15 protein-coding genes are annotated in these 15,563 nt (G+C 69.1%); 4 read left to right on the plus strand and 11 right to left on the minus strand.

Annotated features, from left to right (window positions below):
* Positions 1-141 precede the first annotated feature (141 nt).
* From AC1HFW_RS13710 to AC1HFW_RS13750, 9 genes are all read right to left on the minus strand, one after another.
* Positions 142-837: an AroM family protein gene (locus AC1HFW_RS13710; RefSeq protein WP_479283867.1), complete on the minus strand. Its 696-nt coding sequence runs from the start codon at positions 835-837 to the stop codon at positions 142-144.
* Between the two features lie 23 nt (positions 838-860).
* Positions 861-1,802 carry a DUF1177 domain-containing protein gene (locus AC1HFW_RS13715; protein WP_061074065.1) on the minus strand — a complete coding sequence of 314 codons (942 nt, stop codon included), beginning with the start codon at positions 1,800-1,802 and terminating at the stop codon, positions 861-863.
* 40 nt (positions 1,803-1,842) lie between these two features.
* Positions 1,843-3,453, minus strand: a complete 1,611-nt coding sequence (locus tag AC1HFW_RS13720) for an OPT/YSL family transporter (protein ID WP_006396184.1) — start codon at positions 3,451-3,453, stop codon at positions 1,843-1,845.
* Entirely contained in the window at positions 3,450-4,235 is a 786-nt protein-coding gene (locus AC1HFW_RS13725; protein ID WP_479283870.1) for an IclR family transcriptional regulator, read from the minus strand. Before AC1HFW_RS13725 ends, AC1HFW_RS13720 begins: the two co-directional genes overlap by 4 nt.
* A gap of 269 nt (positions 4,236-4,504) precedes the next feature.
* Entirely contained in the window at positions 4,505-5,164 is a 660-nt protein-coding gene (locus tag AC1HFW_RS13730; RefSeq protein ID WP_479283872.1) for a hypothetical protein, read from the minus strand.
* Between the two features lie 46 nt (positions 5,165-5,210).
* The gene (locus AC1HFW_RS13735) at positions 5,211-5,714 is read right to left on the minus strand and encodes a hypothetical protein (RefSeq protein ID WP_061074062.1); all 504 of its coding nucleotides are present in this window, start codon (positions 5,712-5,714) and stop codon (positions 5,211-5,213) included.
* Between the two features lie 158 nt (positions 5,715-5,872).
* Positions 5,873-6,460: a TetR/AcrR family transcriptional regulator gene (locus AC1HFW_RS13740; protein ID WP_479283874.1), complete on the minus strand. Its 588-nt coding sequence runs from the start codon at positions 6,458-6,460 to the stop codon at positions 5,873-5,875.
* Positions 6,461-6,720: 260 nt separating this feature from the next.
* Entirely contained in the window at positions 6,721-7,233 is a 513-nt protein-coding gene (locus tag AC1HFW_RS13745) for a ClbS/DfsB family four-helix bundle protein (RefSeq protein ID WP_479283876.1), read from the minus strand.
* Positions 7,234-7,365: 132 nt separating this feature from the next.
* Positions 7,366-8,268: a LysR family transcriptional regulator gene (locus tag AC1HFW_RS13750; RefSeq protein ID WP_035360628.1), complete on the minus strand. Its 903-nt coding sequence runs from the start codon at positions 8,266-8,268 to the stop codon at positions 7,366-7,368.
* A 168-nt stretch (positions 8,269-8,436) separates the two neighbouring features.
* Here AC1HFW_RS13750 and AC1HFW_RS13755 point away from each other — a divergent pair, with 168 nt between their 5' ends.
* A complete protein-coding gene (locus AC1HFW_RS13755; RefSeq protein WP_479283879.1) occupies positions 8,437-9,825 on the plus strand; it encodes an MFS transporter in 1,389 nt (462 codons plus the stop codon).
* 12 nt (positions 9,826-9,837) lie between these two features.
* Here AC1HFW_RS13755 and AC1HFW_RS13760 read toward each other — a convergent pair whose 3' ends face one another.
* Positions 9,838-10,572: an alpha/beta fold hydrolase gene (locus AC1HFW_RS13760; protein WP_061074051.1), complete on the minus strand. Its 735-nt coding sequence runs from the start codon at positions 10,570-10,572 to the stop codon at positions 9,838-9,840.
* Positions 10,573-10,599: 27 nt separating this feature from the next.
* Positions 10,600-11,574, minus strand: a complete 975-nt coding sequence (locus AC1HFW_RS13765) for a Bug family tripartite tricarboxylate transporter substrate binding protein (RefSeq protein ID WP_006396196.1) — start codon at positions 11,572-11,574, stop codon at positions 10,600-10,602.
* 513 nt (positions 11,575-12,087) lie between these two features.
* Here AC1HFW_RS13765 and AC1HFW_RS13770 point away from each other — a divergent pair.
* The 3 genes from AC1HFW_RS13770 to AC1HFW_RS13780 are packed head-to-tail and all read left to right on the plus strand — an operon-like array spanning position 12,088 to position 15,555.
* On the plus strand, positions 12,088-13,026 hold the full coding sequence (locus tag AC1HFW_RS13770; RefSeq protein ID WP_061074050.1) for an ABC transporter permease: 939 nt from the start codon (positions 12,088-12,090) through the stop codon (positions 13,024-13,026).
* Positions 13,023-13,928, plus strand: coding sequence for an ABC transporter permease (locus AC1HFW_RS13775; protein WP_035360631.1), 906 nt, complete (start codon positions 13,023-13,025; stop codon positions 13,926-13,928). The genes AC1HFW_RS13770 and AC1HFW_RS13775 overlap by 4 nt, the downstream gene beginning before the upstream one ends.
* A gap of 49 nt (positions 13,929-13,977) precedes the next feature.
* The gene (locus AC1HFW_RS13780) at positions 13,978-15,555 is read left to right on the plus strand and encodes an ABC transporter substrate-binding protein (protein WP_241068451.1); all 1,578 of its coding nucleotides are present in this window, start codon (positions 13,978-13,980) and stop codon (positions 15,553-15,555) included.
* The last annotated feature ends 8 nt before the right edge of the window (positions 15,556-15,563 follow it).

A 15,563-nucleotide genomic window follows, 5' to 3' on the forward strand; every position in this document is an offset into this window, starting at 1 on the left:
ATGCCAGACCGCCGGCCTGACCGACCGGGCGACCGACGGGGCGGGCGGGCAGAAACAAGCCGGTCGACCGCCGGCAGAAACAAGCCAGTCGACGGCCGCGTCCTCCCGCCCGCGAGCGGCGCGCCGCTCACTGCCTCCGCGTCAATCCGCCCCCGCCAGCAATTCCGCCGTCAACCGCGCAATGACCGCGTTCGACAGCAGCACAGGCAGGCCGGACGCCGCGGCGGCGGCCGCCCGGTGGCGTTCGACGAAACCCATGCAGTCGAGCACCAGCACCTGGGCGCCCTGCCGCTCGAGCTCGCGCGCCGCCTCGGCCAGGGACGCGCTGTCGTCGGCATAGGGCGACGCCACCGCGCACAGCGGCGCGCGTTGCAGCGCGTGCCACTTGTGCGCCTCGGACGCGACCTGCGACGCCAGCGGCACGATCACGCCAACCTGCCGCGCGCCCGCCAGGGCGGCGACCGTGGGCGAGACGATCAGGTCCGGCTCGATGAGCCACGCGCTCGCGGCGCGCAGGTCGTCGAACGCGCCGGTGCACAGCACCAGCACGAAGGCGCAGCCCTGGGCCTCCAGCGCCGCGATCTTCTGCCTGAGCAGCGCCAGCATGGCGGCCTTGTCCACCACCACCGACGAACCGTCCAGCAGCCGCGTGATGAGCGTGGCCTGGCCCGCCCGCGGCGCATAGCGCCGTTCGATCTCGTCCCGCGCCAGGCCGTCCAGCAGGCCCGCGTGCACGCAGGCGGTGCCGGGCGGCAGGTGCCGTTCGAGAATCGGCGTGATGTCTGGCCGGGGGGCCTGACCGATGGTGATGGTGCCGAGCTTGGCCGTGGCGGACATGGTGGCGCTCCGGTGCGTTGCGTTCAGTGTTGGCCGGCCTGCTCGCCCTGCAGATGGGCCAGCGAACCGTAGAGCTTGAGCAGCTTCGCGTACTCGTCGCGATCGAAGAACTGGCACTTGCCCTGGGTGAATTCCTTGGCCACTTCGACCGCGAACTTGGCGGCCGACGCGATGTCGACCTCGTGGCTGGCGCCCGTGCCGCAGCCCGGCACCACGCTCTCGGTGGTGATGGCCACGCCGACCACCGGCGCCGCGGTGGCGACCGACGGCTGCATGATGCTGTTCACGTGGTACACGCCGTTGTCATAGGGCGTGATGTCCTGCAGCGAGATCGGGAAGGTGGCGGCGGGACGGCCGGTGGTCGTCTCCATGATGCGCAGCAGGTCTTCCGACATCCGCAGGATGTAGCCCTGCTTGACCGTGGGCGACAGCGCAAAGCCCTTGTGGTTGATGATGCGGTTGCCCTTGGTGGTGTCGATCGACAGCACCGCGTCCATCTCGGCGCTGAGTTCCTGCTCGTTCATGGCCTTCATGTCGACCGGCGAGTCCATGAAATCCACCGGTTCATGCGGGCGGGTGGGCGCATCGGGGCAGATGTGCGTGCCGATGATCACGTCGCCGGCCAGCACGTCGCCCTGCGCCTGCATGTGCGCCAGCTTGAGCGCGGCGGCCACCGCGGCGACCGCGCCGTCGCCGTCGGACACCAGGCCGATGCGGCCCGGGCGGGCGCCGATGCCGCCCAGGCGGCCGACGATGCCGAGCGTGGGCGCCGAACCGCCGGCGCGCTTGCCCTGGGCGCCGGGAATCACGATGCGCACGAAATCGGTGGAGCCGTTGGCGCCGGTGATCTTGGTGACGGTGACGCTCACGTCCGGATAGCTTTCGAGCAGCTTGACCACGGTTTGACCCGAGGCGTGCGCGCTGTCCAGCGCCTCGAAGGCCTGCAATGTCTGGGAAAGACTCATGATGGATTTCCTTTCGGGGTGAAACGACAAGAAGGGAGAATCACTTCTTGCCAAAATGAGAGGTGATGGCGGCGCTGAAGAAGCTGAAGATGGCGTCGCCCGCGATGATCCCGCCGGCAAACACTTCCATGTGGTTGCGGTGCTTTTCGCCGCCGACCTTCTCGATCAGCAGGCGCAGCGCGATGCCCGCCGCCACGGCCCAGCCGGCCAGCGGGTTGGCGATCAGCAGGCCGGTGGCCAGCAGCACGCCGAGCTGGCGCTTGGGGCCGCCGATCAGCTGGATGATGGCGCCGGGAATGGCCCACACCAGCAGCATCTGCGCGATGCCGGGCGTGGCTCCGGCATTGATGGTGGCCACGTAGACCTTGGCCACCGGCGGCAGCTGGCCGCCCGCGAACAGCGCGTCGTAGCTGAAATACACCACCGGGATCGCGATCAGGAACGCCAGCATGGCGGCGATCAGCTGCTGCTTGCGGCCTTCCAGTTCCAGGGCCATGTCGGCGCCGTTGCCGCGCAGCATGAAGCCGGCCTTGAGGTCGTAGCCCATGTCCGCGAAGGCCGGGCCGGTCGCCACCGAGAAGCCGCACAGGATCGCCAGCGCATGCGGCGGAAAGCCGATCAACAGGCCCAGCAGCAAGGTGATGAGGGCCACCGCGAACGCCGGAAACCAGCCCGAGTGCATGGCGGCGATGCCGACGATGAGTTCGTGCACCAGCGCGGCGAAGGCGGCGTAGAGGATGAAGCCCAACAGCATCGGCACCGGCATGTCGGCATACAGCCCCGCCAGCAGCGAGATGCCAGCGGACAGCAGGATGTACCCCACCCCGCCCAGGCGCAGGCTGCTGCCGACGCTGGGGCCGGTCGGGCCGCTGGCCTTGGGGCCGGCCTTGCTGCGCATGACCATCGCCACCTGGATCAGCGCCACCAGCCCGGCGCCGATCATCACGCCGTGCGGGATGTACTGCTTGTTGATGTCCATGCCGAACAGCGGCTCGGAATAGCCGCGCAGCAGCAGGCCCAGGCCGAACATGCCCAGCGCCCAGATGTTGCCGATGAAGGCCACGCCGAACGCCGACATCGGGATCTTGAACCACGAGCCCACCGCGCCCACCACGATGCCCAGGCCCAGCAGCTTGGCCTGCGTGCCGCCCTGGTCGCCGGCCTTGATGGCTTCGGCCGCGGCCACGCCCGGCGGCCAGGCGCCGGTGGCCGGGAACACCGAGCTGCCGAACAGGCGGTACAGCATGTAGGCGTCCAGCAGCATCGCCAGCCCCACGCCCAGGAACATCGGCAGCACCATGTCGGGGCGGCCCAGCAGATAGGGAATGGCCAGCGGCAGCAGCAGGCTGTTGGCGGCGCCGAAGGTGGCCGAGGAGATGGCGGTCTGCGCCAGGTTCTGCGTGTGGACCGAGCGGTAGGAACGCAGCAGGCGCATCGGCACGCGGGCCAGGATCATCGCCACCAGCGCGCCGATGATGGACGTATTGGGCGTCACGCCCAGCGTCACGATCAGCTGGATGCCGATCACTGCGCCAAACACGCTCAGTGCGGCCAACAGGACCAGGTTGGACAGCGAGAGCGCTCTCGGGTGCGGGTCTTCTTGCACTGAGGCGCCGCCTTGGGCGGCGTGGCGGGGGGTGGAATCAATCATGGTGCTGACTCGTGGAGGGCATGAACGGGGGATCCCCAGGCCGGATCGCAGACGATCCGGCCGAGGCTTCTGGCTTCCGTCAGCAGGTCCGCGGCCAGCGCTTGCACGCTGGCGGCATCGGCCTGGGCCGCCGGAAAGGAAAGGCACATGGCGAAGCGCTCCATCGACACGGGATCACTCACCGCGCAACTGATGGACGCCACGCCGGGAATGGCTTCGTTGATCGCCACCGCGAAACCGGACTCGCGCACCTCGCGCAGCCGGGCCAGCACGTCCGGCACCGTGCGCGGCGCCTCGTCGGAGATGAACGGCAACTGCTTGCCCAGCCGCTTGGCCACCTTGTCGTCGCTGTCGCGCGCCAGCAGCACGCGGCCAGTCGAGGTGGCCCAGCTGGGCGAGCGATGGCCGGGATAGGTCGTGACGCGCAGCGGATGCGAGCCCTGCTGCACGTGCAGCACCATGATGTCGCGCCCCTCGAGCACCGAGATGTAGCCGGTGTGGCCGCTTTGCGCGCTGAGGCGCTTGAGGGCGTCCTGCATCTGCGCGGACAGCGAGGTGGTCTCGCGCACCATCCGCGAGAGCTCCAGGATCATCACCCCGGGACCGTAGGCGCGGGTGCTTTCCTCACGATCCAGCAGCCCCAGTTCCTTCATCTGCGCCAACAGGCGCGACGCCGAGCTTTTCGGCATCTCCAGGTGGTCAACCAGGTCCGTCACCGTGACCTTGCGATTGAGCTTGTTGATCAGGCGAAGAATGATGGCTGCGTTTTCGAGTGAGGCCATGAAGTTCCAAAAAATGAGACTTGGTTCCAAGGAATGAGTCAATGTAGTCCTTCCGAAAATGGCCGGATACGCGAACTAACCCTAGGTTTGGAGGCGATTTGAAAGGTGATTTACGGCACGCTGAATGCGAAGCCGGGGCGCGCGCGGGCCGGCATGCCCTGGCGGCCGCGCTTGTGCGTGTCTGCGATGTGCCCGCGACGCGGACCGCTGTGGCCGCGCCCGTTACGGCTGCGCTGGGCGCGTACCGCCGGCGTTGCGCCGGCCGCGCGTCATTCCTCGCTGGGGCGCGGGCGGCGGTTGCGGGCGCGCTGGGCGGGATCGCCGGCCAGCGCATCGTCGGTGGCATTGCGCAAGGCCGCGGCCTGCGCCACCGGCCCCACCGTGATGGGCGCGGGGCCGGGCGCCGCCACGGTCTGCGACGGCAGGATCGCCGGCAGCCCCGCCACGAAGCGATATGGCAGTTGCGGCAGCAGGCCCTGGATCGTGCCCAGGTCATTGGCGGCCTCGGCGCGCGCCTGCAACGCCGCCTGGGCATCGCGTTCGGCCCGGTTGGTCGCGACGGTGCGCGCCTGCAGCCGGGCCTGTTCATCACGGAACGCCTGGATCGCGAGCTTCAGGCAATGCGCCGTGTATTGGTCGCGCAAGGGTTCCAGCGCGATGCCTAGCGCGTCCTTTTTCGGCGCCGCGGCGGGCGGCGCGGATGACGCTGTGGCGGTGGACGCGGCCGGTGGCGCAGGTTGGAACGCGGCGGTCGCTGGCGGCGCCGACACGGCCTGCGCGTGCGCGGCGTGGATACGCGCGAATTCCGCTGCCCGCGTGCGCATCGCGCGATCGGCCCGCGATTGCGCATGCAGGCGTTCAAGACGGTACGGGTCACGCACCGCGTCGATGCGCAGCGGGTCGATCGGTTCGATGACGTTGGCGCTCATGGCGACTCCCTTGGCCGCGCGCGCCGTCGCGCGCGGCATCACTTGGCTAGCGGGACGGCACGCCGCGGCGCTGCGAACGGATCCACCATTGCTGCGTGATGGCGCCCAGCACGAAGATCGCGAACCACGTCGCCAGCGCGCCGCGCACCAGCGGCGACTGCGGCCCGTCGGCCAAGGGATGCGACACCGGCAGCCGCGTCAGCGTCTCCGCGATCCCCGGCACCCACATCAGGAAGAAACTGAACGCGAACCCCAGCTGCGACAGATGGGCCCGCGCCGCCGATTGCGGCGACAGGCGCGACAGGAACAGCGCCCCCGCGACCGACAGCAACGCCAGGATGCCCAGCGCATGCCCGGGGTTGAACCCGCCCGTGCTGGACAGGCCGAACGACGTCAGCACCGCCACCAGCAGGCCGCCCAGATAGACCTTGCCGACCGGCGTGGCGCTGTCGATGCCGCGGTAGCGCACGAAGCTGTACAGGCCCGCGAAGGCGGGGACGAGGCTGATGAGCGTGTGCGCGGCCCCGAGGGGCGAAATGGGATGGGGCATGGCTAAGACTCCTTGAAATTGCCTGCCGGCTGAAGACAGCAGCGGCGCGGGGGGGACAGGGGTGGACCGGCAGGCCCGGGGTGAATCGAAAACAACCAACTAGTTGATCGGTACAGCAGAACAAAAAAAGCGCACCTTGCGGCGCGCGGCGGCAATGCTCAGGCCGGCGGCGCCAACTGCTTGATGGCCGCCCGCGCGATCGACGCGAAAGCCTCGGGCGAACCGAGCGCCCGCGCGGTCAGCATCGCGCCGTGGATCGTCGACATGAACGCCTGCGCCTCGACCTGCACGCCGTCGCGCAAACGGAACTGGCCCTTGGCGGCGCCGGCCGCGAGCACCGAGCCGAGCCAGGCCGACAGGTCGCCGAAATAGGCGCGGACCTCGTCCGCGACCGGCTGCGGAATCATCGGCAACTCGGCCGCCAGCATCGCGCCGATGCACATCGGCATGCTGCCGTCGCGGATGCAGGCAGCCCAATACTCGGTGTAGGCCGTCAGCCGGGCCTGCGGATCCTCGACATGTTGATCGAGCGCCGCCAGCCCCGTGCGGGCCTGTTCGCGATGCCGCTTGATCACGACCAGCACGAGGTCGGCCTTGGTCGGGAAATGGTGATGAATGCTGGCCTTGCCGATGCGCACCCGCTCGGAGATGTCGGCATAGCTGAACCCGTGATAGCCGCCGGTGGCAAGCAGCAACCGGGTCTGCTCGACGATCTCGGTGGCGCGGGGGGAAAGTTCCAAATTCATGGGCATTGCCTGGATTGCGGGAAGATATGCCGCGGGGTCGTTGGCGGCGCCGGAGGGATCGTCCGGCGGCCGACGCAACGGCCTCGACGGCGCTACGAGGTAGACAATCTACTAGTTGGTTGGTTTCGTGTCAAGGGGTCGACCAGGGGAGCTGGACGATCAATTTCCGGCATCACGATCCTCAAAGTTCAAGCGCGGGAGGCATTTGTGGGGCGAGTCGCCACGGCGGCCGCCGAGCCCCGGGCTGGCGGCGCCCGGGATCACGCCAGTCCGTTGGCCCGCTTCCACTTGCGCAACCGGCCGCGCGCATTGGCGTAAGGCGAAGACGTATTCAGCTGGATCATGCGGCCCTGGGTGTATTTCTCGTACCAGGGGGAACCATACAGGGCCGCGTCGCTGGCCTGCGCCACCCAGGCCACGATGCGGGCCTGCACCGCGGCGAACTGTTGCAGCAACGCCGGATACGGCTGCCCGGCGTGATCCGCATAGAACTTTTGCGCAAGGCGGCCCAGCTCGTTCCATCGATAACCCGTCTCGGGGAAATCGACGGCCCGCCCCTCGGCCCTGGCCTCGCACCACTTGAGCACCAGCAGGTTCCAGCCGACCAGGTAGGCGACCAGATCGGCCACGCTCATCGTCGTGCCACGCGCGTGTCCTTCCAGCGTGGCGTCGTGCGCGCGGTCGGGCGGCACGCTCGCCAGATCGGCGGCCAGTTTCTCATAGGTGACGCGAATCGCATCCAGCAATTCCTGCTTGTCTTGGGGCACTGCCATGCCATGGCTCCGGTTGCGGGAACCGTGGATCAACCCCGGTCCCTGAACGTCAGCATGCCTGCGCGGCAGGCTGGCGAACGGACGCTGACCTTCTCTCAGCCCCGGCCGGACGCCTCGCGCCCTCGCCCGGCCTCACAGGTCATTCAAGGATTTCTCGCGCAGGTGCCGGGCAAGGAATTCCACCAGTGACCGCACCTTGCCCGCCATCAGCCGCTGGTGGGTCATCAACGCGAACACCGGCCGGGGCGGGGTTTCCGAGGCCACCAGCAGCGGCTGCAGGCGGCCCGCGGCGACGTGGTCCGCGATCGCCCAGGCCGGCGCATAGACGATGCCGGCGCCGGCCGCCGCGGCCGTGACGACGCCGTCCACGGTGTTCGAGCGCATGCGGGTGCGCACTCGCACGGTCATGGACTTGCCCTTGTCCATCAGCGTCCACGCATCCTCCGTCGCCAGATGGCTGTAGACCAGGCCATCGTGTTGCGCCAGGTCCTGCACGCTGGCGGGCGTGCCATGGCGCGCCAGGTAATCGGGAGCCGCGCTCAGGACCCAGCGGATCGACCCGAGCCGCCGGGCGACGAGGCTGGAGCTGGGCTGTTCGCCGACCAGCACGGCCAGGTCGATGCCCTCTTCCAGCAGGTTGACGGGGCGATCCAGCAAATGCAGGTCGAGCGCGACCTTGGGATGCTGCACCAGGAACTTCGCCAGCAAGGGTTGCAGATGCACCCGGCCATACAGCGTCGGCGCGGTGACGCGCAGCCGGCCCGAGGGCTCGGCGGCATCGATCCGCATGCTGCTTTCCAGTTCGTCCATCTCGGCCAGCAGGCGCTTGGCCTCGGCGTAATAGCGCTGCCCCGCCTCGGTCAGGCGCAGGGCGCGGGTCGAGCGCACCAGCAACCGGGTGCCCACGCGCTCCTCCAGCGCGCTGATGCGCCGGCTGACGGAGGCCAATGAAATCCCGCTGACGCGCGAGGCGCCGCTGAGACTGCCCTGGTCCACGGCCGCCACCAGCAGCGCCATGCCTTCCGATCGGTTCACCCTGCCCTCGCTTTCGCCGCCTTCCGCGGCAATCCTGAACGGTTTCAGTATTTCATATCTGCAAGGCTGCTTTCCGGATTTTGCTATTCACCGCAAGAAGCGTGACTTTCATACTGGGGCCGTTTTCCCGTTTTCGGTCTCCCTTTTTCAGCCTCCCTGCGTGCCGCGATGCCTGCTTCCCCCGCTTCCTCCCCCACTCCCCTGACACCCGCCGCGCGCCGCTACGCGATGCTGGCCGTGTCCCTGTCGATCTCGATGGCGACGCTCGATACTTCCATGACCAACACGGCGCTGCCGTCGATGGCGTCGCAGCTGGGCGTCAGCGCGGCCGACGTGATCGGCGTGGTCACCATTTATCAGCTGGTCATGGTGGCGACGATGCTGCCGCTTGCCGCGCTGGCGGGCAAGATCGGCCACCGGCGGGTGTTCCTGCCGGCGCTGTGGTTGTTCCTGGCCGCCTCGGTCTGGTGCGGCGCGGCGCAGTCGCTGTGGTCGCTGGAGGCGGCGCGGGCGGCGCAGGGCCTGGCCGCCGCGGCGCTGATGGGCTGCAACATGGCGCTGGTGAGCGCCATCTACCGCAAGGAGGAACTGGGCCGGGGCATGGGCTTGAACGCCATGATCGCGGCCGCGTCGCTGGCCGGCGGGCCGGTGCTGGCGTCGGCGATGCTGACGGTGCTGAGCTGGCACTGGCTGTTCTATGTGAACGTGCCGTTCTGCCTGGTGGCGTTGCTGTTGGCCGGCCGGCACCTGCCGAGGTTGCCAGGCGACGGCAAGGCGCTCGACGCCGGCGCGGCCGTGTTGTGCGCGCTGGCGTTCGGGCTGGCCGTGCTGGCCCTGGAACGCGCGGCGCAACCGGACGGGGCCACCGCCCTGATCTGGGCCTGCGGCGCGCTGAGCTGGGCGCTGCTGCTGCGCCGCGAACGCCTGAGCGCGCACGCGGTCGTGCCGCTGGACCTGCTGCGCCTGGCGCCCTTCTCGATGGCCGTGCTGGTGTGCGTGCTGGCCTTCGCGGCGCAGGGCGCGGCCATGGTGGCGCTGCCGTTCCTGCTGAACCAGACGCTGGGCCGCGACATCGCCGAGGTCGGGATGCTGATCGCGCCCTGGCCGGTGATGGGCGCCTGCCTGGCGCCATTCTCGGGCAAGTGGTCGGACCGCATGTCCGCCAGCCTGCTGGGCGCGATCGGCCTGGCGCTGCTGGCCGCCGGCCTGCTGGCCGTGAGCGCGCTGCCGGCCGGCGCGCCGATGTGGGCGGTGATGCTGCCCATGGCGTTGTGCGGCACCGGCTTCGGGCTGTTCCTGTCGCCCAACCAGCGCTTCATCATGTTCAGCGTGCCGGCGCACCGCGCCAGCGTGGCCAGCGGCCTGTCCGGCCTGGCGCGGCTGCTGGGCCAGACGATGGGCGCGGCGTTCGTGGCGGCGTGCTTTGCCTTCAATGCTCGCGCCGGCGCTACCTGGGCCCTGTGGGTGGCGGTGGCGTTCGCGCTGGCCGGTTGCCTGGCCAGCGCCCTGCTCGAACGCCTGGCGCGCCGGACCCGCCAGGCCCTGGCGGCCTCGTAGCGGCCGCGCCGCTCAGGCCGGGTGGCGCGCGAGAAAGTCCTGGATGGCGTCCAGATAGCGTTGCGGCTGCGCCTTCCAGTCCTCGACCAGGGTGGCCGCCGGCGCCAGTCGTGCCAGTTCCAGCGAGACGGCGCGCGGATGCAGCGGGTCGTTGCCGCCCAGGATCAGCAGCGGAATCGGGTTTCGCCGCACGAAGTCGCGGCTGACGCTGAAGACGAAATCGCCGCCGAACAGGTTGTGCCGCAGGCCCTCCAGCGCGTGGTCGTCGATGGCGGGATCGCGCTCGCGCAGGGTGTCGGCCCATTGGTCGAAGGACTCCCCGCGCTTGCCCTCCTGCCCGGCGATGCCGATGGGCTGCTGCAGGATCGCCGACGCCACGCGCTCGGGCGCCAGTTCGCACAGCTTGAGCGCGAACGACGAGCCGATGCAGGAGCCGATCACGTGGAAGCGCTGCACGCCCAGCGCGTCCAGCAGGCCCAGGTGATCCCGCGCGTAGGTGGTCCAGCCGTCGCTGGCCAGCACCGGCGCGCGCGAGCGGCCGGCGTTGCGCTGGTCCGGGGCGATCACGCGGTAGCGGCTGGCGAGCGCGGCGACCGGGTCGGGATACTCTCGCGGCCGGCCGTCGCGCGTCACGCGCCACAGCTCGCGATGCGACAGCATGCCGCCGGGGGCCAGGGCCAGCACGGCGTCGCCCTGGCCCTGGATGTCGACATGGAGTTCGGCGTTGCCGATGTTCAGGATGGGCATGGCGGCCTCGTGCGCGTCAGCAAAGCGTCATTGCAGGGCCACGCCGCTGTCACGCAGCAGCGCCGGGAACTTGCGGGCATCGCTCGCGATGCGGTCGGCAAAGGCACGCGGCTGGTCGGCGATCGGCTCGAAGCCGATGGCCAGCAGGCGCGCGCGGAAGTCCGGCTCGTTGACGGCCTGGCGCACGGCGCGCCAAACGTCGTCGACGACGTCCGGCGAGGTGCCGGCCGGCGCCAGCAGGCCGAACCAGCCGGTGTCGCCATCCATCTTCAGGCCGACCTGCGCCGCCGTCGGCACCTGCGGCACGGTGTCGCTGCGGTTGTCCTGCAGCACGGCGAGCGCGCGCACCTGGCCGTTGGCGATCAGGCTGGAGACCGCCGGCAACGCCACCACGGCGGCGTCGATCTCGCCGCCGAGCAGCGCCACCACCGCCGGCCCCGCGCCCTTGTACGGCACGTGCTGCACGGTGCCCGGCAATTGCTGCTGCAGGCGGGTGAGCGCGCGGTGGTTGCTGTTGCCATAGCCCGGGGTGCCGATGTTGACGACATGCTGACTGGCCGCCACGCGCAGGCCGGCGATATCGCGGACGGGCGAATCGGCGCGCACCACGATCACCGGCGGCGTCGCCGCCACGATGCTGATGGGCGCGAAGCTCTTGACCGGGTCGTAGTTGATGGTGCCCTGGAACAGGGTCTGGTTGGCCACCAGCATGTCGCCGGTCAACAGCAGCGTATAGCCGTCAGGCGCGGCGCGCGCCACCTGGTCGGCGGCGATGTTGCCGCCGGCGCCGGCGCGGTTCTCGACGATGACGGGCACCTTCCACAGCGCCCCGAGCCGCTCGGCCAGGCCGCGCCCGAGGACGTCCATGGCGCCGCCCGGGGCCAGCGGCAGCACCAGCCGCACGGGTTTGTCGGGATAGGCGGCGCTGGCCGGAACCATCGCGCCCAACAGGAATACCGCCGCCAGGCCTTGCACCCGGGTCCAGAAACGAGAGAACTTCAAACCGCACGCTCCACAAAGCCCGCGGGCGTCCGGCGCCGCGCGGCGCCGGCCTCGGCCACCCCGTCGGTGTCGAACGCCCGCTTTACACAGGGAACAGGCTAAGAGCCGCGCCGGCCGGCGCCAACGAAGGATTCCAACTATGGATATGCGGGCGCAAGGCCCCCTGCGCGGCATCCCGCGGATTCCAGGCCCTCGCGCCGTCTATCAATCTTTAGGCAGGCGTCATAACACCCCGTTATCGCAGGCGCCGCGCCCCTCGCCCCAAAAACGGAAAACTTCCTTTGATTTCAATTGCTTGGAAAGATATAACGCAAATCCGTCGCGGTCCTCCCATAGTGGATTTCCCTGGGTCCCCGGCGCCAGGGCGCGCTGGCATTCTTTGGCCACCGCAGCACCTGGACGCACACAGAGACGAGGTCGTGTCATGCCGAGACCAGTTCACCTTTCCCCCACGCGGCCCGCCACCGGCGGACCGCGCATCGAGCCACCCCATATGACTTGCGCGGGCCTCGCATGATCCGCCAGATCCTCAACCGCTTCACGATCTCGCTGCCCGTCCTGCTGGGCGTGGTGGTGGTGTGCTTCGTGCTCCTGCAGGTCGCGCCGGCGGACCCCGCCGCCGTCATCGCCGGCCCCACCGCCACCACCGAGGAACTGGCGCAGGTGCGCCAGGAACTGGGCCTGGACAAATCGATCGTCCAGCAGCTGTCGCTGTACGTGTGGCGCCTGCTGCACCTGGACCTGGGCCGCTCGATGATCTCCAACGTGCCGGTCATCGACGAGATCGGCAGCACCATCGGCGCGACGGCCGAGCTGATGCTGGCCAGCGTGGTCTGGTCGATCCCGCTGGCGATCCTGCTGGGCACGCTGGCCGCCTACCGCCGCGGCAAGCTGACCGACCGCTTCGTCATGACGCTGTCGGTCGTGGGCGTGTCGCTGCCGGTGTTCTGGGTCGGCCTGCTGCTGGTGCAGCACATCGGCGGCGCCGGCATCCTGCCGTACATCGGCCGCAACGGCCCGATCTGGACCCTGGCCGGCCTGCAATCGCTGGCGCTGCCCGCGCTGACGCTGGGTTCGGTGCTGATCGGGCCGGTGGCCCGCATCACCCGCACCGCCGTGATCGAGACGCTCAGCGGCGACTATGTGCGCACCGCGCGCGCCAAGGGCGCCGGCGAAGGCCGCGTGCTGCTGCGCCACGCCCTGCGCAACGCGCTGCTGCCGATCGTGACGCTGGTGGGCCTGCAGGTGGGCAACCTGCTGGGCGGCGCGGTGGTCACCGAACAGATCTATTCCTGGCCGGGCGTGGGCCGCATGGCGGTGGGCGCCATCTTCGCCGGCGACTTCCCGCTGGCCCAGGGCGCGATCCTGGTGACCGCGCTGGGCTTCATCCTCATCAACCTGATCGTGGATCTGCTCTACGGCTATCTGGATCCGCGAGGCAACAAATCATGAGCGCAGGCACCACTTCCTCGATGGGCGGACTGCCGCCCCAGGCCATGGCCACGCCGCTGACACGCATTGCGTCGCGCCTGCGCCGCGATCCGATCCTGCTGCTGTCGCTGCTGGCGGTGATCGCGATCGTGCTGGTGGCGCTGTTCGCGCCCTGGCTGGCGCCGCACGATCCGTATTCCACCAACATGGCCATCGCCCGCAAAGCGCCGGGCTGGACCTCGGCCGATGGCGTCAGCTACCTGCTGGGCACCGACGTGCAGGGCCGCGACATCCTGTCGCGCGTGATCTACGGCATCCGCGCCACGCTGATGCTGAGCGTGCTGGCGGTGATCGGCGGCTCGGGCCTGGGCGCCCTGCTCGGCATCCTGGCCGCCTACTACCGCCCGCTGGAAGGCGTCATCATGCGCGTGGTCGACGTGCTGCTGTCGTTCCCGGCGATCCTGTTCGGCCTGAGCCTGTCGGCGCTGATGGGCCCGGGCACCACCAGCATGGTGCTGGCGCTGGGAATTTCGGCGATTCCCGGCATGGCGCGCATCGCGCGCGGCTCGGCCATGGTGGTGATGAAGCAGGAATACATGGAAGCCGGCCACGCCATGGGCTTCGGCAACTTCTACCTGATCACGCGCTACCTGCTGCCGAACTGCTCGTCGATGCTGATGATCTACGCCACCCTGCAGCTGGGCCACACGATCCTGCTGGGCTCGGTGCTGTCGTTCCTGGGCCTGGGGCCGCAGCCGCCCTTCGCCGAACTGGGCAGCATGGCCGCCGACGGCCGCAAGTTCCTGCAGATCTTCCCGCACATCTCGACCATTCCCACGATGACCATCTTCTTCATCGTGCTTGCCTTCAACCTGCTGGGCGACAGCCTGCGCGACGCGCTCGATCCCAAGCTGCGGTTCTGAACCGCGGCTCGTCCGGCCACACCACAAACCACACAGGGGAAAACACATCATGAAGATCATCCAGGGACTGGCCCTCGCGCCGCTGGCCTTGACCTGCCTGCTGGCCGCGCCCGCGCCGGCGCTGGCGCAGGCCGAGAAGACCGTCCTGATCCTGCGCGAGCTGGACACCGACAAGTACGACCCGCACCGCACCACCGCGCGCGGCGCCGCCGAGGTGCTGTTCATGGCCGCCGACACCATGGTGGGCCTGGACTACGACATGAAGACGCCGGTGCCGGCGCTGGCCAAGAGCTGGACCATCTCGCCCGACGGCCTGACCTACACCTTCAACCTGCGCGACGACGTCACCTTCTGCAGCGGCCGCAAGATGACCGCCAAGGACGTGGTGGCCAGCTACACCCGCTGGCTGGACCCGGAGACCAAGGGCCTGGAACGCTGGCGCGCCGGCCCGGTCGACAGCATCACCGCGCCCGACGACGTCACCGTGGTCTACAAGCTGAAGAAGCCCTACAACGAGCTGCTGCAGCAGATGGCGCACTACATGCACTCGGTCATCAACATCGACCAGGTCAAGGCGCTGGGCCAGGACTACGGCGTCAAGGCCTTCGACGGCACCGGCCCGTACTGCTTCCAGAGCTGGTCGCCGCGCAATGAAGTGGTGCTGACCCGCCACGCCGGCTACAAGTGGGGCCCGGCGATCTACAAGGACCCGACGCCCAAGGTCGACAAGATCATCTGGAAGATCGTGCCCGAGGAAAGCACCCGCCTGACCGCGCTGCAAAGCGGCCAGGCCGACCTGTCGCGCTACCTGCCGCAGTGGTCCATCAAGGACCTGAAGGCCGACAAGCGCCTGTTCGTCAGCAAGGCCGACCCGTTCTACTGGACCTTCTTCCTGGGCTTCAAGATCGACAAGCCGATGCTGACGGACGTGAACGTGCGCCGCGCCCTCAACCTGGCGATCAACCGCAAGGCGCTGACCGAGGCCATCACCTTCGGCGAAGCCGTGCCCGCCACCAGCATGCTGGCCACCGGCACGCCGGCCGGCGCCAACGACGCCTACCGCTACGACCCGGCCGCCGCCAACAAGCTGCTGGACGAGGCCGGCTGGAAGATGGGCAAGGACGGCTACCGCTACAAGGACGGCCAGAAGCTCTCGCTGCTGCACTACGGCATCACCGGCTACTGGAAGGACATCATGGAAGCCGTGCAGGGCGACATGAAGAAGGTCGGGGCGGACCTGCGCGTGCAGCTGTTCGATTCGACCTCGGCCTGGGGCAAGCTGGCCACGCAGGAATTCGATGAATTCAGCATGAGCTTCGGCTACATGAGCACGGGCGAAGCGCTCAACAGCTACTTCCTGTCCAACAGCATCCCGACGCCGAACCGCATGAACTGGAAGGACGCCGACACCGACCGCTGGCTGGCCGAGGGCAGCGAGGCGCTGGACGCCAAGAGCGGCGACGCCATCCTGTCCAAGGCGCTGACCAAGATCTCCGACGGCGCGGCGTGGATTCCGCTGTACCACGACTCGCTGTACCTGGTGGGCGGGCCGCGCCTGAAGCCGATGCGCGCGCACGGCATCTTCGGCGCCGCCGCCTACAAGGGCCTGGACATCGAGTTGAAGTAAGCCGCAAC

The sequence above is a fragment of the Achromobacter sp. ISS7 genome (assembly GCF_056523125.1).